27 protein-coding genes and 1 pseudogene are annotated in these 24,307 nt (G+C 61.6%); 12 read left to right on the top strand and 16 right to left on the bottom strand.

Going from position 1 to position 24,307, the window contains the following annotated elements:
• Positions 1–4: 4 nt before the first annotated feature.
• The 4 genes and pseudogenes from def to truA all read left to right on the top strand — a co-directional run bounded on the left by def (position 5) and on the right by truA (position 2,383).
• Positions 5–520: a peptide deformylase gene (def, locus tag J7U39_RS17985; RefSeq protein ID WP_088390317.1), complete on the top strand. Its 516-nt coding sequence runs from the start codon at positions 5–7 to the stop codon at positions 518–520.
• A 17-nt stretch (positions 521–537) separates the two neighbouring features.
• Positions 538–627, top strand: a pseudogene (locus J7U39_RS17980) (type II toxin-antitoxin system VapC family toxin); the annotation flags it as partial.
• A gap of 20 nt (positions 628–647) precedes the next feature.
• Positions 648–1,583, top strand: coding sequence for a methionyl-tRNA formyltransferase (fmt, locus tag J7U39_RS17975; protein WP_210629420.1), 936 nt, complete (start codon positions 648–650; stop codon positions 1,581–1,583).
• Positions 1,583–2,383 (top strand): tRNA pseudouridine(38-40) synthase TruA, encoded by an 801-nt coding sequence (truA, locus tag J7U39_RS17970; protein WP_210629419.1) that lies wholly within the window; start codon positions 1,583–1,585, stop codon positions 2,381–2,383. Before fmt ends, truA begins: the two co-directional genes overlap by 1 nt.
• Before the next feature lie 18 nt (positions 2,384–2,401).
• Here the strand turns inward: truA and J7U39_RS17965 are convergent, their stop codons facing one another.
• The 3 genes from J7U39_RS17965 to dapD all read right to left on the bottom strand — a co-directional run bounded on the left by J7U39_RS17965 (position 2,402) and on the right by dapD (position 5,140).
• Positions 2,402–2,998, bottom strand: coding sequence for a hypothetical protein (locus tag J7U39_RS17965; RefSeq protein WP_210629418.1), 597 nt, complete (start codon positions 2,996–2,998; stop codon positions 2,402–2,404).
• On the bottom strand, positions 2,985–4,178 hold the full coding sequence (gene dapE / locus J7U39_RS17960; RefSeq protein ID WP_210631702.1) for a succinyl-diaminopimelate desuccinylase: 1,194 nt from the start codon (positions 4,176–4,178) through the stop codon (positions 2,985–2,987). The genes J7U39_RS17965 and dapE overlap by 14 nt, the downstream gene beginning before the upstream one ends.
• A gap of 101 nt (positions 4,179–4,279) precedes the next feature.
• The gene (gene dapD, locus J7U39_RS17955) at positions 4,280–5,140 is read right to left on the bottom strand and encodes a 2,3,4,5-tetrahydropyridine-2,6-dicarboxylate N-succinyltransferase (RefSeq protein ID WP_085776755.1); all 861 of its coding nucleotides are present in this window, start codon (positions 5,138–5,140) and stop codon (positions 4,280–4,282) included.
• Positions 5,141–5,334: 194 nt separating this feature from the next.
• Between dapD and J7U39_RS17950 the strand changes: the two genes are divergently transcribed.
• Positions 5,335–6,198, top strand: a complete 864-nt coding sequence (locus tag J7U39_RS17950) for an LOG family protein (RefSeq protein WP_210629417.1) — start codon at positions 5,335–5,337, stop codon at positions 6,196–6,198.
• A gap of 58 nt (positions 6,199–6,256) precedes the next feature.
• Here the strand turns inward: J7U39_RS17950 and J7U39_RS17945 are convergent, their stop codons facing one another.
• Together J7U39_RS17945 and J7U39_RS17940 are read right to left on the bottom strand one after the other, a co-directional pair.
• A complete protein-coding gene (locus J7U39_RS17945) occupies positions 6,257–6,874 on the bottom strand; it encodes an EF-hand domain-containing protein (RefSeq protein ID WP_210629416.1) in 618 nt (205 codons plus the stop codon).
• Between the two features lie 108 nt (positions 6,875–6,982).
• On the bottom strand, positions 6,983–7,699 hold the full coding sequence (locus J7U39_RS17940; protein ID WP_210629415.1) for a pyrimidine 5'-nucleotidase: 717 nt from the start codon (positions 7,697–7,699) through the stop codon (positions 6,983–6,985).
• A gap of 103 nt (positions 7,700–7,802) precedes the next feature.
• Between J7U39_RS17940 and J7U39_RS17935 the strand changes: the two genes are divergently transcribed.
• Both J7U39_RS17935 and J7U39_RS17930 read left to right on the top strand, forming a co-directional pair.
• Complete coding sequence (locus tag J7U39_RS17935; RefSeq protein ID WP_210629414.1) at positions 7,803–8,876, top strand: trifunctional transcriptional activator/DNA repair protein Ada/methylated-DNA--[protein]-cysteine S-methyltransferase; 1,074 nt, start codon at positions 7,803–7,805, stop codon at positions 8,874–8,876.
• Positions 8,873–9,643: an isocitrate lyase/phosphoenolpyruvate mutase family protein gene (locus J7U39_RS17930; protein WP_210629413.1), complete on the top strand. Its 771-nt coding sequence runs from the start codon at positions 8,873–8,875 to the stop codon at positions 9,641–9,643. Before J7U39_RS17935 ends, J7U39_RS17930 begins: the two co-directional genes overlap by 4 nt.
• 66 nt (positions 9,644–9,709) lie before the next feature.
• Here the strand turns inward: J7U39_RS17930 and J7U39_RS17925 are convergent, their stop codons facing one another.
• Both J7U39_RS17925 and J7U39_RS17920 read right to left on the bottom strand, forming a co-directional pair.
• Complete coding sequence (locus J7U39_RS17925; RefSeq protein WP_210629412.1) at positions 9,710–10,858, bottom strand: alpha-hydroxy acid oxidase; 1,149 nt, start codon at positions 10,856–10,858, stop codon at positions 9,710–9,712.
• A gap of 238 nt (positions 10,859–11,096) precedes the next feature.
• A complete protein-coding gene (locus J7U39_RS17920; protein ID WP_210629411.1) occupies positions 11,097–12,047 on the bottom strand; it encodes an acyl-CoA desaturase in 951 nt (316 codons plus the stop codon).
• A gap of 164 nt (positions 12,048–12,211) precedes the next feature.
• Here J7U39_RS17920 and J7U39_RS17915 point away from each other — a divergent pair, with 164 nt between their 5' ends.
• Positions 12,212–12,577 carry a metalloregulator ArsR/SmtB family transcription factor gene (locus J7U39_RS17915; protein WP_210629410.1) on the top strand — a complete coding sequence of 122 codons (366 nt, stop codon included), beginning with the start codon at positions 12,212–12,214 and terminating at the stop codon, positions 12,575–12,577.
• 137 nt (positions 12,578–12,714) lie between these two features.
• Here the strand turns inward: J7U39_RS17915 and argB are convergent, their stop codons facing one another.
• Positions 12,715–13,602 (bottom strand): acetylglutamate kinase, encoded by an 888-nt coding sequence (argB, locus tag J7U39_RS17910; RefSeq protein WP_210629409.1) that lies wholly within the window; start codon positions 13,600–13,602, stop codon positions 12,715–12,717.
• A gap of 145 nt (positions 13,603–13,747) precedes the next feature.
• Between argB and J7U39_RS17905 the strand changes: the two genes are divergently transcribed.
• From J7U39_RS17905 to J7U39_RS17895, 3 genes are all read left to right on the top strand, one after another.
• Positions 13,748–14,287, top strand: coding sequence for a sigma-70 family RNA polymerase sigma factor (locus J7U39_RS17905; protein WP_210629408.1), 540 nt, complete (start codon positions 13,748–13,750; stop codon positions 14,285–14,287).
• Positions 14,284–15,003, top strand: a complete 720-nt coding sequence (locus tag J7U39_RS17900; protein ID WP_210629407.1) for an anti-sigma factor — start codon at positions 14,284–14,286, stop codon at positions 15,001–15,003. Before J7U39_RS17905 ends, J7U39_RS17900 begins: the two co-directional genes overlap by 4 nt.
• 126 nt (positions 15,004–15,129) lie before the next feature.
• Positions 15,130–15,687: a fasciclin domain-containing protein gene (locus tag J7U39_RS17895; RefSeq protein ID WP_210629406.1), complete on the top strand. Its 558-nt coding sequence runs from the start codon at positions 15,130–15,132 to the stop codon at positions 15,685–15,687.
• Positions 15,688–15,800: 113 nt separating this feature from the next.
• On the opposite strand, the gene J7U39_RS17890 is transcribed toward J7U39_RS17895, so the two are convergent.
• The 8 genes from J7U39_RS17890 to rpmH form a co-directional block, all read right to left on the bottom strand.
• The gene (locus J7U39_RS17890; RefSeq protein WP_210631701.1) at positions 15,801–16,877 is read right to left on the bottom strand and encodes a sensor histidine kinase; all 1,077 of its coding nucleotides are present in this window, start codon (positions 16,875–16,877) and stop codon (positions 15,801–15,803) included.
• 232 nt (positions 16,878–17,109) lie between these two features.
• On the bottom strand, positions 17,110–17,385 hold the full coding sequence (locus tag J7U39_RS17885; RefSeq protein ID WP_210629405.1) for a hypothetical protein: 276 nt from the start codon (positions 17,383–17,385) through the stop codon (positions 17,110–17,112).
• Positions 17,386–17,580: 195 nt separating this feature from the next.
• Complete coding sequence (locus J7U39_RS17880; protein ID WP_210629404.1) at positions 17,581–17,805, bottom strand: hypothetical protein; 225 nt, start codon at positions 17,803–17,805, stop codon at positions 17,581–17,583.
• A gap of 130 nt (positions 17,806–17,935) precedes the next feature.
• Positions 17,936–18,145 carry a cold-shock protein gene (locus J7U39_RS17875; protein ID WP_210629403.1) on the bottom strand — a complete coding sequence of 70 codons (210 nt, stop codon included), beginning with the start codon at positions 18,143–18,145 and terminating at the stop codon, positions 17,936–17,938.
• 243 nt (positions 18,146–18,388) lie between these two features.
• A complete protein-coding gene (gene yihA, locus J7U39_RS17870) occupies positions 18,389–19,042 on the bottom strand; it encodes a ribosome biogenesis GTP-binding protein YihA/YsxC (RefSeq protein ID WP_210629402.1) in 654 nt (217 codons plus the stop codon).
• Between the two features lie 139 nt (positions 19,043–19,181).
• Entirely contained in the window at positions 19,182–20,978 is a 1,797-nt protein-coding gene (gene yidC, locus J7U39_RS17865) for a membrane protein insertase YidC (RefSeq protein WP_210629401.1), read from the bottom strand.
• The gene (rnpA, locus tag J7U39_RS17860; RefSeq protein ID WP_210629400.1) at positions 20,978–21,379 is read right to left on the bottom strand and encodes a ribonuclease P protein component; all 402 of its coding nucleotides are present in this window, start codon (positions 21,377–21,379) and stop codon (positions 20,978–20,980) included. The genes yidC and rnpA overlap by 1 nt, the downstream gene beginning before the upstream one ends.
• A gap of 21 nt (positions 21,380–21,400) precedes the next feature.
• Positions 21,401–21,535 (bottom strand): 50S ribosomal protein L34, encoded by a 135-nt coding sequence (gene rpmH / locus J7U39_RS17855; RefSeq protein WP_008524438.1) that lies wholly within the window; start codon positions 21,533–21,535, stop codon positions 21,401–21,403.
• A 418-nt stretch (positions 21,536–21,953) separates the two neighbouring features.
• On the opposite strand from rpmH, the gene J7U39_RS17850 reads away from it, so the two are divergent.
• A complete protein-coding gene (locus J7U39_RS17850) occupies positions 21,954–23,951 on the top strand; it encodes a methyl-accepting chemotaxis protein (RefSeq protein ID WP_210629399.1) in 1,998 nt (665 codons plus the stop codon).
• Positions 23,952–24,307: the final 356 nt, after the last annotated feature.

Genomic DNA, 24,307 nt, shown 5'->3' with positions numbered 1-24,307 from the left:
GCCCATGACCATCAAGCCACTCATCATTCTTCCCGACCCCGTTCTTCGTCAGCTCTCCAAGCCGATCGAGCGTGTGGATGCCGACCTGCAGCGCCTTGCCGACGACATGCTGGAAACCATGTACGACGCGCCGGGCATCGGCCTTGCCGCAATCCAGATCGGCGTGCCGCGCCGCATGCTGGTCATCGACGTCTCCCGCGAGGGCGAGGAAAAGCAGCCGCAGGTCTTCATCAATCCGGAGATCGTCAAATCGTCCGACGAGCGCTCAGTCTATGAGGAAGGCTGCCTGTCGATTCCTGATTATTATGCCGAGGTCGAGCGGCCGGCTGCCGTCTCGGTCAAGTATCTCGACCGCAACGGCAAGGAACAGACAGTGGAAGCCGACGGGCTGCTCGCCACCTGCCTGCAGCACGAGATCGACCACTTGAACGGCGTGCTTTTCATCGACCATATCTCGCGGCTGAAGCGGGAGATGGTGATCAAGAAGTTCACCAAGGCTGCGAAATCCAAGGCGCTCTGATAACGCAATGAGAATTGGTCGGGAACGGCGCACTGCTCGCCACCCGCAGGACCAGAGATTTCGAGGGGCTTGATCTCAAGCTCGTAAACCCGTTTGAAGACGGCTGATCCTCAACTGGCGAGATAAAATGTCTCTTCGCATCATCTTCATGGGAACCCCGGAGTTCTCGGTTCCGACCCTGCGCCTGCTCGTCGATGCCGGCCATAGCATCGTCGCCGTCTATACGCAGCCGCCGCGGCCGGGGGGCCGGCGCGGGCTCGATCTGCAGAAATCGCCGGTGCATCAGGCGGCCGAACTGCTCGGTCTGCCGGTCTTCACGCCGGTCAATTTCAAGGATCCAGAGGAGCACGAGAAGTTTGCCGCGTTCAAGGCCGATGTCGCCGTTGTCGTCGCCTACGGGCTGCTGCTGCCGGAGGCGGTTTTGAACGGCACCCGCGAGGGCTGCTATAACGGCCATGCCTCGCTGCTGCCGCGCTGGCGGGGTGCCGCACCGATCCAGCGGGCGATCATGGCCGGCGATGCAAAGACCGGAATGATGGTGATGAAGATGGACAAGGGGCTCGACACCGGCGCTGTCGCGCTGACCCGCGAGGTCGAGATTGGCCCGAACATGACGGCAGGCGAACTGCACGACCGACTGATGCAGGTCGGCGCCAAGGCGATGGCGGAAGCCATGGTGAAGCTTGAAATGAACGACCTGCCACTGACGCCTCAGCCGGAAGACGGCGTGCTTTATGCCGCCAAGATCGACAAGGCCGAGACGCGCATCGACTTCGCCAGGCAGGCGCGGGATGTGCACAACCATATCCGCGGTTTGGCGCCGTTTCCGGGCGCCTGGTTCGAGCTTGAGATCGGCGGCAGGCCTGAACGGGTGAAGGTCCTGGGCTCAGAGCTGGCTGAGGGGCAGGGGACGGCCGGACAGTTGCTGACCGACGATCTGGTCGTCGCCTGCGCCTCTGGCGCAGTGCGGCTGACACGGCTGCAAAAAGCAGGCGGCAAGCCGCTCGCCGCGGCCGATTTCCTCAGGGGCACGCCGCTTGCGGCGGGCACGAGGCTTTCCTGATGCCGCGTTTCCGCATGACCGTCGAATATGACGGCGGCTCCTATGTCGGCTGGCAGCGGCAGGAGAATGGGCCCTCGGTGCAGGGGGCGATTGAGGCGGCAGTACTGTCGCTGACCGGCGAGACCGTGTCGATCCGCGGCGCCGGCCGCACCGATTCCGGCGTCCATGCCATGGGACAGGTGATCCATGCCGATCTTTCCAAGGCCTGGTCGCCTTACAAGCTGCAGAACGCGTTGAATGCGCATCTGAGGCTTGCCGGCGAGCGTGTCTCCATTCTCGACGTCGAGGCGGTTCCCGATTTTTTCGATGCCCGCTTTTCGGCGCTGCGGCGCCATTACCTCTATCGCATCGTCAGCCGCCGGGCGCCGCTGGCGCTCGAAGCCGGCAAGGCCTGGTGGGTGCCGAAGGCGCTCGATCACGAAGTCATGCACGCCGCCGCCCAGAAGCTGGTCGGCCGGCATGACTTCTCCACCTTCCGCTCCGCCCATTGTCAGGCGAACAGCCCGGTGCGCACGCTCGACCGGCTTGATGTGACGCGCAGCGGCGAACTGATTGAAATCCGCGCCACCGCGCAGAGCTTCCTCCACAACCAGATCCGTTCCTTCGCCGGCACGCTGAAGCTCGCCGGCGAAGGCAAATGGACGCCCGAAGATGTGCAGGCAGCGCTGGAGGCGCGCGACCGCAAGGCCTGCGGCCCGGTGGCGCCGCCCGAAGGGCTCTATTTCATGCAGGTGGATTATCCCGAGGTGATCACCGACCGGCGCAGGCCCGCCGATGAAAACGACGATGATCTGTCGTAAAGCCTCCGCCGAGGCTGGTCAGGCCGGATAAATGCCGAGGAAGTGCTGCAGATATTCCGAAAGGATCATCGACGGCACCAGCAGCACCAGCGTCAGCGCCCCGACCATCAGCGCGTGATCGTGGCAGATCATTCTGAGAATGCGCGCCAAAGCGAAGACTTGCGCCAGCATGAAGGCGAGCAGCAGCAGCGAGACGAGGCCGACGGTGCCGGGCAGGAAGAACACCAGAGCCAGCAGCAGACCGTTGATATAGGAGAGCGGTACGCCGAGCCAGTTGACGCTGACGACGACGGGGGCGAAGCGCTCGCCCATGCGGAAGGCAAGCAGCAGCAGTCCGGCAAAGACCAGCGGCACGAACCAGTTGGCGACCTCGACGAGGCCGAGCCTGATGTAGAAGGCAAAGTCGACATCGGCCTCCGGCGGCATCGACCGCAGGAAGGCCTGTCGCCACCAGAGCCAGGAAATGCCCATCGGCGGCAGGCACCAGGCCATTGCCCAAAACGATCGGTTGACGCCGCGCTCCGACAGATCGAGGAAGCGGAAGCCGCGCGGATCCATCCGGATCAGCAGCCAGAGGCCGGCCAGGTAATACTGGACTTCCCTAAGACCCGGCATGGGCGAACCAGCGGTCGATGAAAGTCTCGTAGATCGCCGTCAGCGTCTCCAGATCGGCAACAGTGACGCGTTCGTCGACCATGTGCATCGTCTGGCCGACCAAGCCGAACTCGACGACCGGGCAATAGTCCTTGATGAAGCGCGCATCCGACGTGCCGCCGGTGGTCGAAAGCGCCGGGGACCGGCCGGCCACACTTTCGACGGCAGACGACAGCGAAGCGATCAGGGCGTTGTTGCGGGTCAGGAAGACATGGCTTGGCCGGTCGGCCCAGACGATATCGTATCTGACCGGCTCGCGGCCCGGACGCAACTGGCCATGGCCGGCGGCGGCTTCGAGTCGGCGCAGGATTTCGGCGCGCAGCGTTTCGACGGTCCAGCTGTCGTTGAAGCGGATGTTGAAGCTTGCCGATGCCTTGGCCGGAATGACGTTCGTCGCAGGATTGCCGACATCGACCGTCGTCACTTCGAGGTTCGACGGCTGGAAATCGTCGGTGCCGCCGTCGAAAGGCGGATCCATCAGCGCCTGCGTCAGCTGCAGCATGCCGCGCACCGGATTGTCGGCAAGGTGCGGGTAGGCGGCATGGCCCTGAACGCCGTGTACGATGATCCTGCCCGACAGCGAGCCGCGCCGGCCGATCTTGATCATGTCGCCGAGCCGGTCCGGATTGGTCGGTTCTCCCACAAGGCAGGCGTCCCAGCGTTCGCCGCGCTCCGCCGCCCATTGCAGCAGTTTGATCGTGCCGTTGATCGCCGGGCCTTCTTCGTCGCCGGTGATCAGGAAAGAGACCGAGCCGGCCGGCGGCCCGTGTTTTTCGATATGGCGGGCGACGGCGGCGACGAAACAGGCGATGCCGCCCTTCATGTCGACGGCGCCGCGTCCGAAGAGCTCGCCCTTTGATATCTCCGCGGCAAAAGGCGGGTGCGTCCAGGCAGCTTCATCGCCAACCGGCACGACATCGGTATGGCCGGCAAACATCAGATGCGGTCCGTCGCCGCCGAGGCGGGCATAGAGGTTCTCGATGTCGGGTGTTCCCTCTTCGCTCGCCTTCACTTTGTCGACGTTGAAGCCGAGCGGTGCGAGCATCGCTTCCAACGCCGTCAGCGCGCCGCCTTCGGCTGGTGTGACGGAGGGGCAGCGAATCAGCGTCTGCAGATTGGCGACGGGATCGGTAGCGGTCATGGCGGTCGAACTATCCGGCGGGAATGGCAAAGACATGGCAAGGCGAGGCCGCCTCGCCCAAAAAGACGTCGCCTGTTTACCGGATCAATGCCCCGGTGTCATCAATCTCTGAGCAGCTCGTTGATACCGGTCTTTGAGCGGGTCTGTTCGTCGACGCGCTTGACGATGACGGCGCAGTAGAGGTGTGGCGCCGGCTGGCCGTTTGCCATCGTCGCATTGGCCGAGGCCATCGAGCCGGCGACGACGACCGAATAGGGCGGCACCTCGCCGTACATCACCTCGCCGGTGGCGCGATCGACGATCTTGGTCGACTTGCCGATATAGACGCCCATGCCGAGCACCGAGCCTTCGCGGATGATGCAGCCTTCGACCACTTCGGAACGGGCGCCGATGAAGCAATTGTCCTCGATGATGGTCGGGCCGGCCTGCATCGGTTCGAGCACGCCGCCGATGCCGACGCCGCCGGAGAGATGCACGTGTTTGCCGATCTGCGCGCAGGAGCCGACCGTCGCCCATGTGTCGACCATCGTGCCTTCGCCGACATAGGCGCCGAGATTGACGAAGGAGGGCATCAGGATCGCATTCGGGGCGATATAGGCCGAGCGGCGCACGACGCAATTCGGCACGGCGCGGAAGCCCGCGGCGCGGAACTGGTTTTCGCCCCAATTCTCGAACTTCGAGGGAACCTTGTCCCACCAGGTGGAGTTGCCGGAGCCGCCCTTGACCACCTCCATGTCGTTGAGGCGGAAGGACAAGAGCACCGCCTTTTTCAGCCACTGATTGACCGTCCAGGCGCCGTCGGCGCCGCGGGTCGCGACGCGGGCCTTGCCGGAATCGAGCAGATCGAGCGCCGCTTCGACCGCATCACGGACCTCGCCCTTCGTCGACACGTTCACATTGTCGCGATTGTCGAAGGCAGCTTCGATGGTCTTTTCCAGGGATGCGAGGTCGGTGGCGCTCATGAGAATTCCTTAAACTTCGATCTTTATCGTGGAGACGGCGGAGTCTCCGGAGATGCGATCGGCGTGGGTTTGTCCTGCTCTACAGCATGCACCCGTAGAACGGAATGATTTTTCGAACAAGATCATACCTGGTTTCAAGGCGTTATAGCGACATATCCGGTTTCACGGCCGGCAATACTGAAAGGCATTTCGACATGGCAAAGGGACGAAACGGCGGTTCGCGGCGCAAGGATGGCGTATGGGACCCGTTGAAGAGCAGCTCGACCGACAGGCAGCGCGCCGAAGCCGTGCCGAAGACGCCGCAGACGTTGTCGCCGGCCTATCGCCTCGCCTATGTCGACGAGGATTTCCTCTGCCGCGAGGAGTTGCGGCCGATCCGGCTGCAGCTGGAGCTCTTGAAGACCGAGATGATGCTGACCGAACGCGGCATCCGCTCGACCGTCGTCATGTTCGGCGGCGCCCGTATTCCCGCCCCCGGCCAGAGTGCCTGGGCGGCGCGCAACGACATCCAGCGCGCCAATCTGGAGGCGGCCTCCATCTATTATGACGAGGCGCGCAAATTTGCCCGGCTCTGCTCGAAATATTCGGCGGGCTTCGACTTTCAGGAATATGTCATCGTCACCGGCGGCGGCCCCGGCGTCATGGAGGCGGGCAATCGCGGTGCGGCCGACGAGGGCGCACCCTCCATCGGTCTCAACATCGTGCTGCCGCACGAACAGGCTCCGAACGTCTATGTCACGCCGGAACTCAGCTTCAACTTCCACTATTTCGCCATTCGCAAGATGCATTTCATGGTGCGCGCCAAGGCAATCGCGGTCTTTCCCGGCGGCTTCGGAACGCTCGACGAATTCTTCGAATGCCTGACGCTGATCCAGACCGGCCGCATGGAACGTCTGCCGCTGATCCTTTTCGGCGAGGCCTTCTGGCGCCGCATCATCAATTTCGAGGCCTTGGCCGAATTCGGCACGATCGCACCCGACGATGTCAAGCTGATCAGCTTCGTCGACACCGCCGACGCCGCATGGAAGATCGTCCAGGATTTCTACGAACACTCGTAAGACACGTCTCTTTCCCCGTCGCAACGGGGAAAGAGCAAGGGCAATGGTTCGTCCGCCCTTACAGCAGCGGCCGATCCGGCATGTCGTCGATCGAGATGACGCCGTCCTTGTCGCGGTCCATCCGCGTAAACAGCTTGTCGAAGGCGGCGACCGCCTCCTGTTTGGAAATCTGGCCGTTTTCGTCGGTGTCGATCCGATGCATCATCATCGAGGCGTGCATGATGTTGCCGCCGTGGCGCATCCAGCGATGACCATCATGGCCGTCGCGCGGCGGCCGCCCGGATTCGCTGTCCGGCATGTCGGGCGCGGCGTTCGCGTCCTTCTCGTCGCCGGCGTCCTGCTTGTGCTGATCTCTCATCGCCTGCAGCTGCGTCTGGCGGTACTGGCGGATTTCGCCGGGCGTCAGCGACCCGTCATTGTTGGTGTCGATCGCAGCGAAGATCTTGTCGAGGCCGCTGCTCGCCTCCTCCTTGGAGACCTTTCCGTCCTTGTTCGCGTCGAACTCCTTGAGCATGCGGACATAGGTGATTTCAAGGAAGGCGTCGCGGCCCGGTCGGTCCATGCCGGCATGATGCGGGCGCGGTCCGTCGCCCGGTGCGGCAAAGCTTGCCCCGGCTGCGACGCCGAAGATAAGGACGGAGGAGAGCGCTGCCAGTATCGGCTTGTTGCGGTACATCGTATTTCCCTTTCGTAAGGTGTCCCCTCACGAAAGACGCTACGGCAGCGGGCCTCAAAGACCCAGTTAAACATCGGTAAGTTGGGTGAAACTTTCGTAACCTGGCGGTCAGCCGCCGGATCTGGTCACCTTGCCGAGAAATGCAACGAGGTCGTCGGTGACGAAATCGATGTGATCCTCGTCGCCGCTGGTCTTTTCCCACCATTCGACGACGGTCTCTTCCAGATTGCGCGGCACCAGCAGCACGGTCTGCATGCCAAGCGCCTTCGGCACGGTCAGATTGCGCGGCAGATCCTCGAACATCGCCGCCTTGTTCGTTTCGACGCGCTTTAGCGCCGCAAACTTGTCGTAGGTCGCCTGCGCCGGCTTCGGCACGTAATCGGCGGCGACGATGTCGAAGATATCGTCGAAATGCTCGAGAATGCCGAGCGCTCCGGCGGTCATTTCGGCATGTTTGACGCTGCCATTGGTGAAGATGAATTTGCGCCCCGGCAGCGCCTTGATCGCTTCTCCGAGTTCGGGCTGTGGCATCAGCGCCGAATAGTCGATCTCATGGGCCTTTTCGAGGAAGTCGTTCGGGTCGATGCCGTGATGGATCATCAGGCCCTGCAACGTCGTGCCGTGGTCGAGATAATACTGCTTCTGCAGCTTGCGCGCTTCTTCCCGTTCCATCTGTAACAGCGCCGCGACATAGGCGGTCATGTTCTTGTCGATCTGCGCGAAAAGATTGATGTGATGGGGATAGAGGGTGTTGTCGAGGTCGAACACCCAGTCTGTCACGTGTTCGAAATCGGCTTTTTCAGGCGTACGGTCGATCTTGGTCATGGCCGCCCTTATCGCACGGCTGCTCGCCCAAGGAAATCGACAAGAAAAAATAGACGCCCGATTTTCGGCGGACGCGGCCGGCGTTGGATGTTAGAAAGCGCACATGCTTTTCCAACGCCCCGACGACGATACGCTCTATGATGCCCTGATTGCGCGCAGCGCCGATTATGAGGGCCAAGCCTATGTCTGCGTGAAGACGACGGGCATCTTCTGCCGCCTAACCTGCCCGGCGCACAAGCCGAAGCGGGAAAACACGTTCTTCCTCGAGACGATTGCCGCCTGCATGCATTCCGGCTTCCGCCCCTGCCGGCGCTGCAGGCCGCTGGAACAGCCCGGCAGGGAACCGGTCGTCGATCTGCTGCTTGCCGCGCTCGACGACGAGCCGGAGGTTCGCTGGTGTGAGGATGAGCTCGTGCGCCGGGGCCTTGATCCCTCGACCGTGCGGCGCGCCTTCAAGCGGGCGCTCGGCATGACCTTCCATGACATCGTCCGCTATATCAGGCTCGGAGAAGCGGCCCGGCAGCTGGCGGATGGGGCGCGTGTCATCGATGCCCAGATCGACGCCGGGTACGAATCGTCGAGCGGTTTCCGGTCGGCGTTCCAGCGGCTCGTCGGCAAGGCGCCGGAGCTCTCGCAGAATCGCGAGCTGCTCTTTGCCGATTGGTTCGATACGCCGCTCGGACCGATGATCGCGGTCGCCGACAAGACACACTTGCATCTTCTCGAATTTCACGATCGCAAGGCGCTGCCGAGCGAACTGGCAGTGCTGCAGAAGCGCGTCCGCTCCTCCGTCGCGATCGGCCGCACCCTGGTGATCGATCAGATCGAGGCGGAGATCCGCGATTATTTCGAAGGTCGGCTGACCGTCTTCAGGACGCCTCTGGCGCTTGGCGGCACGCCCTTCGAAAAGCATGTCTGGGCAAGCCTGATGGAGATCCCCCTCGGGCAGACGCGCGCCTATGGCGATCTCGCCAGGGAGATGGAGAGGCCGGAGGTCGTGCGTGCAGTCGGCCGCGCCAATGGCGCCAACCAGCTTGCCATCATCGTGCCCTGTCACCGTATCCTCGGCGCCGATGGTTCTTTGACCGGTTACGGCGGCGGGCTCTGGCGCAAGCAATGGCTGCTGCGGCACGAAGAGAAGATCAGTACGCAAGCAAGGATAGAGGAGACAGCATGAACCAGACTGAAAACGCCAAGGCATTCGCCGCGCTTCACCGGAAGGGCGATCCGATCGTGCTCTACAATATCTGGGACGCCGGCACGGCAAAGGCCATTGCCGATGCCGGCGCCAAGGCGCTTGCGACGGGAAGCTGGTCGGTCGCCGCCGCCCACGGCTTTGCCGACGGCGAGAAACTGCCGATGTCGGTGCTTGTGGAGACGGCCAAATCCATCTCCGATGCCGTCGACCTGCCGCTTTCGGTTGATTTCGAAGGCGCCTATTCCGCAGATCCTGACAGGGCGGCCGCCAATGTCGCCCAGCTGATGGAGGTCGGCGCCATCGGCATCAATTTCGAGGACCGTGTGGTCTCGGGCGACGGACTTTATCCTGTCGAGAGCCAGGCGGCCCGCATCCGCGCCATTCGCGCCATGGCCGACGGCAGGGACATCGCCTTCTTCATCAACGCCCGCACCGACCTTTTTCTGGCCGAGAGCGATCTCTCCAAACATGCCGGCCTGGTGGATGAGGCGATCGAGCGGGGCAGGGCCTATGCGGCAGCGGGCGGCAGCGGCTTCTTCGTGCCCGGCCTGATCGAGCCCGCCTTGATCGAAAAGATCTGCGCGGCATCGTCGCTGCCGGTCAACATCATGATGCGGGCAGGCGCCCCCGATGTGAAAACCCTGGCAAAGCTCGGCGTCGGCCGCATCAGCTATGGGCCGGGACCCTACCGGTCGATGATGGAAAAGCTGAAGCAGGCGGCGGCGGCGATTTATAGCCAGCTCTGAAGCCAATACGCTCGAGGGCCGCATCCGCACGAAAGGTTGCGGCCCGCAGCGACATCGCGTTTGCGCTCAAGAGCGGAAGCGCAGATTGCGCCGCGTCAGCTGGTCGACCGAGGTGCAGCCCATCAGCTTCATGTCGCGCTCGATCTCGGTGCGCATCGTCTCCAGCGCACGTTCGACGCCGGGCTGTCCGGCAGCGGCGAGGGGGAAGAGATAGTAGCGGCCGAGGCCGACGGCCTTCGCGCCGAGCGACAGGGCCTTCAGAACATGCGTTCCCCGCTGCACGCCGCCATCCATCATCACGTCGATGCGGTCGCCGACGGCATCGACGATCTCGGCGAGCTGGTCGAAGGCGCTGCGCGAGCCGTCGAGCTGGCGTCCGCCATGATTGGAAAGCACGATGCCGGTGCAGCCGATCTCGACCGCGCGCTTGGCGTCCTCAACCGACATGATGCCCTTCAGGCAGAATTGCCCGCCCCAGGCCTGCACCATGTCAGCCACGTCGTTCCATGACATGGAGGGGTCGAGCATTTCGGTGAAGTAGCGGCTGATCGACAGCGCGCCGCCGTCCATCTTGACGTGGTTTTCGAGCTGCGGCAGCCGGAACGCCTCATGCGTCATCCAGTCGATCGCCCAGGACGGCTTGATGGCAAACTGCATCATGCCGGCGAGATTGAGCTTGAAGGGAATGGCAAAACCGGTGCGCTTGTCGCGCTCGCGGTTCCCGCCGGTGATGCTGTCGACCGTCAGCATCATCGCCTGCACACCGGCATTTTTCGCCCGCGCCATCATTTCGTGGTTCAGCCCGCGGTCCTTGTGGAAATAGAACTGATAGACCTGTGGCCCGTCGCTGATCTGCCTGGCCTCCTCCAGGCTGATCGTGCCGAGTGAGGAGACGCCGAACATCGTGCCGTGTTTTGCCGCTGCCGCCGCGACCGCCCGTTCCCCCTGGTGATGGAAAAGCCGCTGCAGCGCCGTCGGCGAGCAATAGACCGGCATGGCGAGCTTCTGCCCCATGACCGTCACCGACATGTCGACCTCGGCCACGCCGCGCAAGACGTCGGGCACCAGATCGCAAGCCTCGAAGGCCGCGCTATTGCGCCGATAGGTCACCTCGTCATCGGCGGCACCATCGATATAGTCGAAGATCGGCCCGGGAAGACGCTGTTTGGCCATGCGCCGGAAATCGTGGAAATTATAGCAGTCTGTAAGGCGCATCTTTTGCTCGACCCGTTTATATTTCGGGCCGCAACCTAAAGCACGATTCGAAATCTTGCCAAGGCTAGATCGTGCGTTTTGCGACCTGTCGGAGCGAATATCGTCGCTGCGGAGGCTTGCAACCACGCTGACGATCAGCCGCGGCATCCTCCGACCTCCCTCATCCGTGTATGCCCCGCAGGGGCCTCGAAGGTCGGGCCGGCCTCCATCTGCCCCAACCTGGATGCCGCCACGGACATCAGGCGGTGTCCATCGAACCTTGTGGCGGATGCCGGTTGTCAGCAGCTTCAGAGACTGCGACGCGCCTCAACCCTCTTCTTGGCGCGATCATGTGTGGAAGTTTGATCGCCGAAGCAAGGCCGAGCCCGGCCAGCAGCCGTATGAAATGCCAACCGAGGTCCACTTGCCCCGGTTCGACGCCGAGCCGGGCTGATTCCGGAAAGGCGTGGTGGTTGCCATGGAAGCTCTCGCCGAAGGTCACCAGCCCGAAATGCGGCAGGTTATAACCCTGCACCGCGACATCGTCGACACTCCAGCCCTGATGGCCGGCTCGATGTGCGAAATGACCGACCAGCCAGTGCCCGGTCAGCGAGACTGATATCCGCACCGCAATACCCCAGACCACACACGGCAGCCCACCGAGCGCGAAAAGCACGAATGCCAAGGGAATCTGCTGCCCCATCCATGTCGCCTCCAGGAAGCGATAGAAGTGGTCGCGTCGCTCGCGATCATCGAGGACGAAACGTGGCGGGTGGTCCAGCGCCACCATGCAATGCATCTGCCAGAAGGCATCCAAGAAGAAAGGTTTCCGATGGGCAAAGAGGTCATGGCAGTCTCGCTGCCGTTGCGCCCAGTCGCGAATGTCGTGCGCGTAGATCATGCCGAAGGGACCGGCCATTCCGACCAGCGTACCGAGATAGACGAGGAAGCGCTCGATCCAGAGAGGTGTGCTGAAGGAGCGGTGGATGAGCAGCCGGTGCATGCCGACCGAATGACCGAGGCAGATCGTGACGGCAGTCAGGACGATAAAGACGGCAAAAGCGCTCCAGCTGAAGGTCAGCGGCCCGCCAATAGCGGCAATCACGGTCATGGCGGTGATCCAGATCGACTTTCCCGGAACCCAGACGACTTTGCCCTTCAATGAATCGCTGCTGTCGTCGATCATCCGTCCGGTGGAAATACTGCTCATGGCAAACTCCTTCCGACCGGGCGCATTCTGTCCTTGAACATCACCCGCTAATTCATTAATTAAGCAATTACCTAATTACTTTGCGCCAATGAAAATAATTAAGCAATACATTAATTGCTTAATTCATGGATCGACGCGATGATGCCGCAGCACGGAGACGGGACTTGGAAGGCGAGACTTTCGATGACATTGCAGAAGGCAGCTCTGTCGGCGCTGCCCAGCGGGTGTTCCACGCGCTTTCCAGTGCGCCGCGCCGGAAGATCCTTGCCTATCTCTCGGCCTGCGGCCTGACTGCCGGCGAGATCGCCGACCGCTTCAGCATGTCCAAGCCTGCCGTTTCGCAGCATCTGTCCGTCCTCGAAACTGCGGGGTTGATCAGACGGGAGAAACAGGGCCAGTTCGTCCATTATTCTCTGATCGAGAACAATCTCGTCAATACGCTGAACGGCTTCGTGCAGGAGGTCTGCCCGGTCGGTCGGCCGATCAAGAAGGAAAGCAAGGCGCGCGCCCGCGTGAAGGAGGCGCCTTGAGCGCCGGGCAGACGCCTGCGTCCTCCGATGGGCTAAAAAGGGCGCGACGATTGAGCGCCTGCTAGCGGCTCCGATTTGCGCCCGTGCGCGGCGTGTAAAAGATGCGCCCTTCGTTCCGCTGAGGGGCGCAGCCTTGATCAGGGAACGATCAGCGTTCCGATGCCGTGCTCGGTGAAAATCTCGAGCAGGACGGAATGGGCGGTCTTGCCGTTCAGGATGACGACGCCCTGGACGCCGGCCCTGATCGCATCGATGCAGGTCTCGACCTTCGGGATCATGCCGCCTGAGATCGTGCCGTCGGCGATCAGCGCATGCGCTTCGGCGACGGAAAGCTCCTTGATCAGCTGACCTTTCTTGTCGAGCACGCCGGGCACGTCGGTCAGGAACAGCAGACGGGTGGCGTTGAGCGCGCCGGCTATGGCGCCGGCGAAAGTGTCGGCGTTGATATTGTAGGTGGCTCCGTCGCGCCCCGGCGCCACGGGCGCGATGACCGGGATCATCTCGGAGCGGGCGAGCAGATCGAGCAGCGTGCGGTCAACCTCGACCACTTCGCCGACGAAGCCGAGATCAAGCACCCGCTCGATGTTGGAATCCGGATCTTTAATGGTCTTGCGCGCCTTTTCGGCGAAGACCATGTTGCCGTCCTTGCCGCAAAGGCCGATCGCCCATTCGCCGGTCTGGTTGATCAGCGCGACGATCTCCTTGTTGATCGAGCCAGCGAGCACCATCTCGACGATCTCGACCGTCTTCTGGTCGGTAACGCGAAGCCCGCCTTCGAATTTCGATTCGATGCCCATCTTGGTCAGCATGGCGCCGATCTGCGGGCCGCCGCCGTGAACGACGATCGGGTTGACGCCCGACTGCTTCAAAAGCGCGATATCGCTGGCAAAGGCCTTGCCGAGCTCGGGATTGCCCATCGCATGGCCGCCGTACTTCACCACGATCGTCTTGTTTTCATAACGCTGCATGAAAGGCAGCGCCTGGGCGAGAAGACGTGCCTGGATTTCGCTTTCGGACTCGTTCATGGGGACCCCGCAGGAGTTGATCGCGGGCCTTTTATCGCAAGTTTCTGACAGAGGGAATAATCCAGAGGGCAATAGTTTTTCGTATCTGGCGCGGAGCCGGTGGCCCTGACCGTCCGGCATACGTGAGCATGATATGAGGAACTGCATGCAAGGCGATGAGATTGCAGACCTGATCGGCCGCGTCGCGCTTGGCGACCGCACGGCCTTTACGGCTCTCTACAACCAGACCGGACCGAAACTTTTTGCGATCTGCCTGCGCATCTTGAAGGATCGCATGGAAGCCGAGGAGGCCCTGCAGGAAGTCTATATCAGCATCTGGCAGAGGGCCCGAGGCTTCCAGGCAGCCGCGGGTTCGTCCTCGGCATGGCTCTCGGCGATTGCCCGCAACCGGTCGATCGATGCGCTGCGGGCGCGCAAGCCCGTCGCCGACGAAATCGACAGCGCCTACGATCTTGCCGATGCCGCACCCGACCCGGAAAGGCAGACGGTGACGAAGGATGAAGGAAGGCGGATTGACACCTGCATGGAAGAGTTGGAAGCTGATCGTGCGGTCGCGGTGAAACGGGCTTATGTCGAAGGGCTGAGCTATCAGGAACTGGCGGATCAGTTCGGCGTTCCGCTGAACACGATGCGGACCTGGCTCAGGCGCAGCCTCTTGAAACTGAGAGAGTGCATGGAACGATGACATCGCCCGACAAAAGCAAGGGAGACCGCTCCCGCGACGAGGTTCTCGCCGGCGAATATGTGCTTGGCGTCCTATCGCTGCAGGATCGCCGGGTGGTGGAAGAACGCATGCGCCACGATCGGCCCTTTGCCGCCATCGTCAGCCGCTGGGAAACCAACCTTTCCGCCTTCAACGACGAATATGACGGCGTCGCGCCGAGCCGGGAAACCTTCAAGCAGATCGAGTCTCGGTTGTTCGGCGATGCCGGAAAGCCCGGATCCTTTTCGCAGGGACTGTGGAATTCGGCGGTCTTCTGGCGCTCACTGGCCTTCGCCTGCATCGTCGTTGCCGTCAGCGCCGTCATCTTCGCCTCCGGCCTCGTACCCCAGCCGCAGGGGCCGGCACCGCTGGTCGCCGAACTTTCGGGCCAAAACAACGCCATCAATCTCCGCGCCTCCTACGAGATCCAGAGCGGTCGGCTGAAGATCGTGCCGGTCGCAGCCGGCAAGCCGGAGGAGAAGTCGCTGGAACTCTGGCTGGTGCCGGGCAGTGGCGTGCCGAAATCGCTCGGCGTCTTCCAGCCGGGCGAAAGCGGCGAGCTCGTCATTCCCGCCGAACTGCGCAAGAATCTTGCCGACGGCGCAAACCTTGCCGTCAGCCTCGAACCTTTCGGCGGTTCGCCGACGGGGCAGGCGACCGGTCCGGTCATCGCGAGCGGCACGGTGCACCGGCCATAACGCTGGCTAGAACGAAAATCATCTCTCCTGCCTGAAACTCTTCGGCGCTGCCTTTCGTAGTTCGAAATGTCGGGACGACGCTCAGGCATAAAGCCGGCGGACAGTGCCCGGCCAGAGGAGAAAATCATGACCAAGAATTTGTTGCGCGGCCTCACCTTCGCGGCTGCCATTTCAGCCGTGGCCTTCGCCGCTTATGCGAAGAACCCCAAGGTCGGCGGCGCTGCGATGTTCGAAACCAAAAACATCGTCGAAAATGCCGTAAACTCCAAGGATCACACGACGCTGGTCGCCGCCGTCAAGGCTGCCGGTCTCGTCGGCACACTCGAGAGCAAAGGGCCCTTCACCGTTTTTGCGCCGACCAACGAGGCTTTCGCCGCCTTGCCCAAGGGCACCGTCGATACTTTGCTGAAGCCGGAGAACAAGGCGACGCTCACAAAGGTTCTGACCTGCCACGTGGTGGCGGCCGACGCGATGGCGAGGACCGTCGCCAAGATGATCAAGGATGACGGCGGCGAACACGACATCAGGACGGTCGGCGGCTGCGTGATCAAAGCCAGGGAGGATATGGGCAAGATCACGTTGACCGACGAAAACGGCACTGTCGCCCATGTGACCATCGCCGATGTCAAGCAGTCGAACGGCGTCATCCACGTCGTCGACAAGGTTCTGCTGCCGAAGATGTAAGTGTGTGTATCGGCGGAGGGCGCGCTCTTCGGGCGCGCTCCAAACTACCTGCGAATGGTGCCCAGCGTCTAGCGGTTCCGCTAGCTAATGGAGCGGCGGCGCCGCTGATATAGCTATTGGGCCGCTTCGACTCTTGGGAACGCGAGCGAGACACTCATTCCCCTGCCGGGGGAAGAGCTGACTTCGACCTGGGCGCGGGCGTTCTGTTTCAGGGACTGGATGATCATGGCGCTCAGTTTTCCGGGGTTCGGCCAAGGCACATTCTCAGGAAGGCCGACCCCGTTATCGGCGACAGTGATCCTGCATCCGGTGTCGCTGACGACACAACGCAGCATGATCTCTCCGCCATCTCGCCCTACGAAGGCATGCTTGAATGTGTTGGTCAGGAGCTCGTTAACGACGAGTCCGGCAGGCATTGCCACGTTCACGGAAACCGGCCAGGTGTCCACCTTCATGTCGATTCGGATCCCTTCCACAGCGTGGGCGGCCATGACCGACGCGGCGATCTGGCTCACATAGCTGCCGAGATCGATCATCGCGCCTTTGTCTTCGTCCGACAGTGCGCGGTAAAGCAGAGCCAAGGCTTCGATCCGACCCGCAAGACGTGCAAACCGCTCGCTCTCCTCGTTCTTTTGAGCATTACGCGCTTCCATTCGGATCAGCGCCGTTATCATCTGCAGATTGTTCTTCACACGATGCTGAAGTTCTCGCAGAAGGACATCCTTCTCGGCCAGCAGCTCGCTGAAGCTCTGGCCACCCGTCACCTCGTTGCGGGCAGCGAAGGCGACCAGACGGAAAAGCGGGACGTCATCATCGTTGACGATCGTGTTCGACCACACGTCGATAGTCACATCGCTTTCCGGTTCTGCCACGAGCGAGAAGGCGCCAATATATTCCTCCGCCGTGGTCACAGCGGCTGCAAGCGTTGTCTCCCCGGAGACTGCACTGCAATTCACCTCGATGTCCGTCCAGCGTTTCCCCTCCACCTGTCTGGCGGTCAGCGCTGTCAGCCGTTCGAATTCGAGGTTTACGTAAATTAGCTTTTCACAGGTGCCGAGCTCGGAGACCGCCACTGCAAATGGGACATGATCGAGAAAGTGTCGAAACCGATCGTCATCGAGGGCTTCGGCAAGATGGGGCAGGTTGCCGACGCCTTCTGGCGAAAGGGCTTCGTCTTTGCTGTCAGTCATGGATGGTTTCTCGCGGACGCCGCTGCGCTTCAACAGCATGAGATCAAGCGTTGCTTCAAAAACTGCGATGGCGCAAGCACAATCGATGTCGCACGTCTAAACAGCCGGTGTTCAAATGCTGCAACTGTCAGGGATCTCGATGCTCTGCAGCTGCCGTGAACGCGGCGGTCGACGTTACTGGTCGGCAGGCCTCTGTTGGCCGCAAGATCATGCGTCAGCGTCGGTCGCGAGCTTACGCCCGGTCAAAAGTGAACGAGGTCAGTAGCGTGGTGACAAAATTGCTGGCCCTTTCTTTGACCAGAACTTCCGTCCACTCGTCCGTCCCGCGCAGCCGCAAATCCGTATAAATACTGTCTACGGCTGCCTCCTCTATGCGCTTGATATGCGACTTGAACGACGCCTCGCCGCCGCCATGATACATGTCTCGGATCACCATGCGCAAAATCTCCTGGATGGCGATCTGCCATGCTGTATTGATCGACTGGAGTTCCTTCGTATCCTCTGCCATTGCGGTGTCCTTTGATATGAGTGAACTGTCAGCACGGTTCTGCCCGTCCTGTTGCCGCTTTTTGAACCCGCGAATACTTCCTCTTGAAAGTTGCGTCGGACGGTGCGATGCGGTGCGGTTCGTGCGCGAGAACCGGCGCAGATCGGCATGTCTGCGGGTAGCCGCATAGGGCTCGCAGCGACCTTTTTCCGGTGATCAGAAGGCTTTGGCGCGTTTCGCAAGGAGAGCAGACATGGCCGAGGCGCGATCGTCGCGTTGCTTCGCCAGCCGTGCTTCCCGCAATCGCATCGTCTTTGCCTGTTGCGACTGGGCGTTGGATTCCAGCTCTTCCATCGCCTTGTTCTTCGCGAAAAACTGGGACTGGATGTTGCCGAAGGCGATCTCCGCCCGTTGACGCGATTTGCTGTATGTTTCTGTCATTTCTTCTCCGATATTGAAGGGCTCGACTGCGAGCGAAAACAAAAAGGCCAGGCAGATTGCCCGGCCTTAAATGAATCGGTGCTTCCGGCAGTGCCAGTACATCCGTGGTCAAAGGGAAGCAGATACCGATTTAAGCCTTCTGGAGATTGCAAGCGGACATTTTGCCCGACTTGTGGTCTCGCTCGAGATCGAAGCCGATCTTCTGGCCTTCGATGAGTTCGCGCATTCCAGCGCGCTCGACGGCGGAGATATGAACGAAGGCGTCAGCACCGCCATTGTCGGGCTGAATGAAGCCGAAGCCCTTGGTGGAGTTGAACCATTTAACTGTGCCAGTGGTCATGATGAACCCTTTCATAGCAATATTGAGAAACCGCAAGGCGTCAACGCGATGCGGATGGTGGTAACGATTTTTGAAAGGAAGTTCGTTCAGGCCGCGGTGCTAATCGCGCGATAACCAAGCCAGCAAGCAAAATTCGATAAGCACTATATAGGTCGCCTATTCCGGCGCGTCAACCTTTAGTTTTTCTGTTTGATGGTAAAATAAACTTTTAGCTGTTTCAGCGAGTGCATGGAGGTCGGATCGTTATTTCCAGTTTGCTATCCCGACAGTTTCCGCGATCGCCTGGCGTAAATCATCGAGTCCGTCGCCCTTTTCGGACGAGGTGGACAGCACATAGGGATAGGCGGCCGGGCGCTTGCGGATCTTCTCCGCCGTTTCAGCAAGAAGCTTCGGCACGGCCGGCGCCTTGATCTTGTCGGTCTTGGTCAGCACCACCTGGTAGGAGACGGCCGCTTTGTCGAGCAGATCAAGCACCTCCTCGTCGTTCTTCTTGATGCCGTGGCGGCTGTCGATCAGCACGTAGACGCGCTTCAGCGTCGCACGGCCGCGCAGATAATCGAAGACGAGTTTGGTCCACTTGTCGACCTGCTCCTTCGGCGCCTGCGCGTAACCATAGCCCGGCATGTCGACGATTGCCGTCGGCGGTAGGTCGCCGGCCTCGCCGGAATAACCGTCCGGAACGAAATAGTTGAGCTCCTGCGTGCGCCCCGGCGTGTTCGATGTGCGCGCCAGGCCCTTCTGGCCGACCAGCGCATTGATCAACGACGACTTGCCGACATTCGAGCGTCCGGCGAAGGCGACTTCAGGCGGTCCTTCCGGCGGCAGGAAGTTGAGCGACGGGACGCCGCGGATGAAGATCCATGGGTGGCCGAAGAGCGGCTTTTCGGTTTCGGGCATGCGGGCTCGGCAATCTCGGGGTTCGGTCTTCTGTCGGCTTCGTGGTTTTACGGGCGGATGTCAAGCTTTCAGGCGGGCAGCGTCTTGCGTACGAGGCGGCCGGAAATGAAAAGCCCCGCCGGAGCGGGGCTTGTGGGCATCATTTCGACGGCGCCGTCTTTCGTCGGAACAGACCCTTCAGATTGTCGAAGAGTTCGATCTTCACGCCGTGGCGCTTCATGATCACCGACTGCTGGATCACCGAGAGCGTGTTGTTCCAGGCCCAGTAGATGACGAGACCGGCCGGGAAGCTTGCCAACATGAACATGAACACCAGCGGCATCCAGTTGAAGATCATTGCCTGCGTCGGATCGGGTGGCGTCGGGTTCATGCGCATCTGCAGGAACATGGTGACGCCCATGATCAGCGGCCAGACACCGAGATGCAGGAAGGTCGGCGCCTCGAAGGGCAGCAGGCCGAACAGATTGACGATCGTCGTCGGATCGGGCGCCGAAAGGTCCTTGATCCAGCCGAAGAAAGGCGCGTGCCGCATCTCGATGGTGATGTAGATCACCTTGTAGAGCGAGAAGAAGATCGGGATCTGCAGCGCCACCGGCCAGCAGCCGGCGATGGGGTTGATCTTCTCGTCCTTGTAGAGCTGCATCGTCGCCTGCTGCAGCGCCATGCGGTCGTCGCCGAATTTCGCCTTCAGCTCCTCCATCTTCGGCTGCATGCGCTTCATGTTCGCCATCGAAGCGTACTGCTTGCTGGCGAGCGGGAAAAACAGCGCCTTGACGACGATCGTGGTGCACAGGATCGCCACGCCGAAATTGCCGAAGAAGCGATAGAAGAAGTCCATCAGCTTGAACATCGGCTTGGTGATGAAATAGAACCAGCCCCAGTCGATCAGCCGGTCAAACTTGGGGATCGAATAGGAGGCCTCGTAGCCGTCGATAACAGGCACTTCCTTGGCGCCGGCGAAAACGAGGTTCTTGAGCTCGATCGACTGACCTGGCGCAACTGTGAAGGCGTCATCTTTGTAGTCGGCCTGATAACGCGGCTGACCGTCAGAAAAATAAGAGAATTTCGCCTCATATGCAGCGCTCTGCGGCGGAACGATCGTCGCCGCCCAGTATTTGTCGGTAATGCCAAGCCAGCCGCCGGTGGATTTCGCCGGCGACACGGCTTCTTTCTCGACGGCGCTATACTTGCTTTCGATCAGGCCGTCGTCGCCGATGACGCCGATAAAGCCCTCATGCAGGACGTAGACGGACGGCGTCGTCGGCTTGTTGTAGCGCATCACGCGGCCGTAGGAGGAGAGCGAGGCGGGCGCCTGGCCGGTATTTTCGATCTTGTCGACGACGGTGAACATGTAGCGCTCGTCGACGGAAATCGTGCGGGTGAAGGTCAGGCCCTTGTCATTGGTATAGGAGAGCGTCACCGGTGTCTTCTCGGTGAGTTTGGCGCCCTCCGGAGCCGTCCACAGCGTCGACGGACCAGGGACGGTGCCCGTGGCGTCGCTGCCGATATAGCCGAGCTCCGTGAAGTAACCATCCTTGGTTTCGGCCGGGCTGAACAGCGTGATGGTCGGGCTCGAGTCGTCGACGGTCTCGTGATAGCCCTTGAGCTTCAGATCGTCGAGCCGGGCGCCGGCAAGGTTGATCGAGCCGGAAAGCGCAGCAGTATCGATGGCGATGCGCGGCGTCTTTTCGAGCGCCTGCTCGCGCGTCGCCGTCGCGGCCGCCTGGCCGGACGGGGCCGCGCCGGTCGTCTGGGCAGGTGCCTGGCCGCCGCCTGCCGCAGGCTGCTGCGTCTGCTCGGTCTGCTGTTGCGCCTTCTGGGCTTCCTGCGTCTTGCGCTGGGCTTCGATGCGCGGATTCATATAGAGAAACTGCCAGCCGAGGACGATCAGCACCGAGAGAGCGATCGCAATGAAATAATTGCGGTTGTTTTCCATCATACGTTCCTGGGGCGTCCGTCTCCGGAGCGCCGGTGTTTCGGCCTGGTTTCCACGCGAAGCTTCAGCTCCGCGGCCAATTCCTGGAAGGACGCATCAAGTACGTCCCTGCGCGCGACAACCACATAGTCGTGTCCGGGCTGCATTGCAAATCCCGCATGAAGCCGCACCGCCTCTTTCAGGCGGCGGCGCATACGGTTCCGTTCGACCGCGTTGCCATGTTTTTTGGTGACTGTAAAACCGACGCGCGCCTGGCTGTCGGGTTCCTTCCGGTCGAGCACTTCGAGCAGGAAGAGGCCGCCGCGGCGTTTTTCGCCTTCGCGCGCGGCAAGAAACTGCGGGCGGCTTTTCAGCCGCCCGACAGTGTGTTTCTTCTCACTGGTCGTCAATTCGCCCGCCATCTCTTCTCGGGCAACCCGGCCTTAAGCCGAGAGACGCTTGCGGCCCTGCGCGCGGCGGGCAGCGATGACCTTGCGGCCACCCTTCGTGGACATGCGCGCACGGAAGCCGTGGCGACGCTTGCGAACAAGCTTGGATGGTTGATAGGTACGCTTCATTTATTTAAACACCGCGGAGTGCGGCCCTTCTTGAATTTGCATGATGCAAGGAGCGTTGTTTTTCGAACGGGCGGGCCATGAAGGCCTTGGGTGACCGGACGTGCGGCGGCTTATACGGATGAAGGCCGCCAAAGTCAATTATATCAGATCATTTCACTGGTAATGCTGATCGGCGCTTGGTTTTCGCACGCAAGTGTTAACAAGTTTGCTTTGCTCTGGCAGGTTGTGCTTTGTCGCAGCCGCGATAGAAAATCATGATTTTCAGCGACTTGCGTTCGGGGCGGGCGCCGGCATCGCTCATTCTCAGTGACATAATCGTAAATATTAGAAATCCAACTTTAAGGAATTTCGCCGATAGTCGGCTCATCGGCTGGGAATTTGCTTTCCAGGCAGTTTGGGGTAGCTAGGAGGCACTGCATTGAAGATCCGCGGGAAAATTAATTTGCTGGTTTGCGTGATGGGCGCGGTGGCGCTTCTGATCGGCGCAACGGCATTGTCGGCCATGCACGAATACAGCCGCAACCTCACGGCCTACGAGCAGGCCGCCGCCCGCGCCTATGCCGGCGAGCGCCTCAACCGTTTCGTTACCGCGGTCGTCATGGAATCGCGCGGCATCTATGCGGCCAAGACGATCAAGGATACGCCGAATTTCGCCAAGGGCATCACGGCCGCTCTCGACGAGATCGATAAGGTCATCGCCGGCTGGGCGCCGCTCGTTCCCGAAAGCGAGAAGGCCGATTTCGCCAAGCTCGTCTCCCGCGCCGCCGAATTCCGCACCTTCCGCACGGAAACGGCCCGCCTCGGCACGGAAGTCGGGCCCGAGGCCGCCAGCCAGCAGGGCAACAATGAGGCCAATCGCGCCAACCGCAAGGCCTTCCAGGCTGAAATCGACGCGGTCGTCGCGACCGACAAGGCAGCGCTCGAAGCCGTCAACGCCGAGATCGAAAGTTTCCGCTCCTGGGTCCTGATGCTCGTGCTCAGCATTACCGGCATCGGTATCGCGGTCGGCATCGGCATGGGCTTTTATATCGGCACCAGCCATCTGAGCCGCCCGATCAAGCGTGTCACCCACGCGATCAAGGAGGTCGCCAACGGCAATTTCGACGCCGAGGTTCCCTTTGCCGGCCGCAAGGACGAAATCGGCGAGATGGCCGCCGCGGTGGCGGTCTTCAAGGAGAACGGCCTTGCCGTCAAGCGCCTGAACGCCCAAGAGGCGGCGATGCGCGCCAAGAGCGATGACCTGCAGTCGAGCATGTCCGTCGTCGTGGCCGCGGCTGCGGCCGGCGATTTCAGCCATCGCATCGACAAGGATTATCAGGACGAGAACCTCAATCAGTTCGCCGGCAATATCAACACGCTGCTGTCGAGCGTCGATGCCGGCATCGGCGAGACCCGCCGCGTCATCGCAAGCCTTGCCGAAGGCGACCTCACCCAGACGATGAACGGCAATTTCCAGGGCGCCTTCGCCGAGCTGCAGCAGAACGTCAACAACAGCTTCGTAACGCTGCAGGCGACGATGCGCGAAGTGCGCGAGACGACCGAAGCGATGAACGGCAACACCGCCGAGTTGCGCAATGCCAGCGACGACCTCTCGAAGCGCACCGAGCAGCAGGCGGCAGCGCTCGAACAGACCTCTGCGGCACTCGACGAGATTACCGCCGTCGTCCAGAACTCGACCGAGCGGGCGCATGAAGCAACCGTCATGGTGTCCGAAGCCAAGGAAAATGCCGGCCGCTCCGGCGTCGTCGTCCGCAACGCCGTCGAGGCCATGGGCCGCATCGAGCAGGCCTCGCGCGAAATCAGCCAGATCATCAACGTCATTGATGAGATCGCCTTCCAGACCAACCTCCTGGCACTGAACGCCGGCGTCGAAGCCGCCCGCGCCGGCGAGGCCGGCAAGGGCTTCGCGGTGGTCGCGCAGGAAGTGCGCGAACTCGCCCAGCGTTCGGCGACGGCCGCCAAGGACATCAAGGCGCTGATCACCAAGTCCGGCGACGAGGTGCAGGTCGGCGTCAAGCTCGTCCAGGCGACCGGTGAGGCTCTGTCCGAAATCGGCACCCGCGTCATCGCCATCAACGACCATATCCATTCGATCGCCACGGCCGCGGTCGAACAGTCGACCGGCCTCAAGGAGGTCAACACCGCCGTCAACCAGATGGATCAGGTGACCCAGCAGAATGCCGCGATGGTGGAGGAAACCTCTGCCGCCACGCACCGGCTTTCGGCCGAAGCCAATGGGCTGGTACATCTCATCGCCCGCTTCAAGCTGTCGGATGCGGCGGCGCCCGTGGCGCTTGTGCGCAACGAGCCGCACAGGCAGCCGGTTGCCTCGCCCGCCCGCCGGGCGATCGCCAAGGTCGCCCGCGCCTTCGGCGGCAGTTCCGCCCCGGCCGAACAGAGCTGGGAAGAGTTCTGATTTTCCATAATAGAAGACTTTTCCAATGCCTGGCTTTTGCCCCTCACCCTCACCCTCGCCCTCTCCCCGTAAAATGGGGCGAGGGGACGTGCCCCACGAGAGGTTGGCGACGGACGGAGAGATCACGGCATATTCCCTTCGCCCCGCGAGTGGGGAGAAGGTGCCGGCAGGCGGATGAGGGGCTGCCCCTTGCGCGAACCAGAGAGCTACTGCACCAACATAACGAAAGCACGACGCCGCCCCCGGGCGGCGTTTTGTTGTGACGAGGTGACGCTGCTCGCAAAGATTTGAAAGCGGAGCGTCTTGGTCTAATATAAGAACCCTACGGTGAGGGCGGCGAGCGCTGCCGATCGGGC

This window comes from Rhizobium sp. NLR16a, assembly GCF_017948245.1.
Lineage (GTDB): Bacteria > Pseudomonadota > Alphaproteobacteria > Rhizobiales > Rhizobiaceae > Rhizobium.
This window is presented reverse-complemented; position numbering and strand designations above follow the sequence as displayed.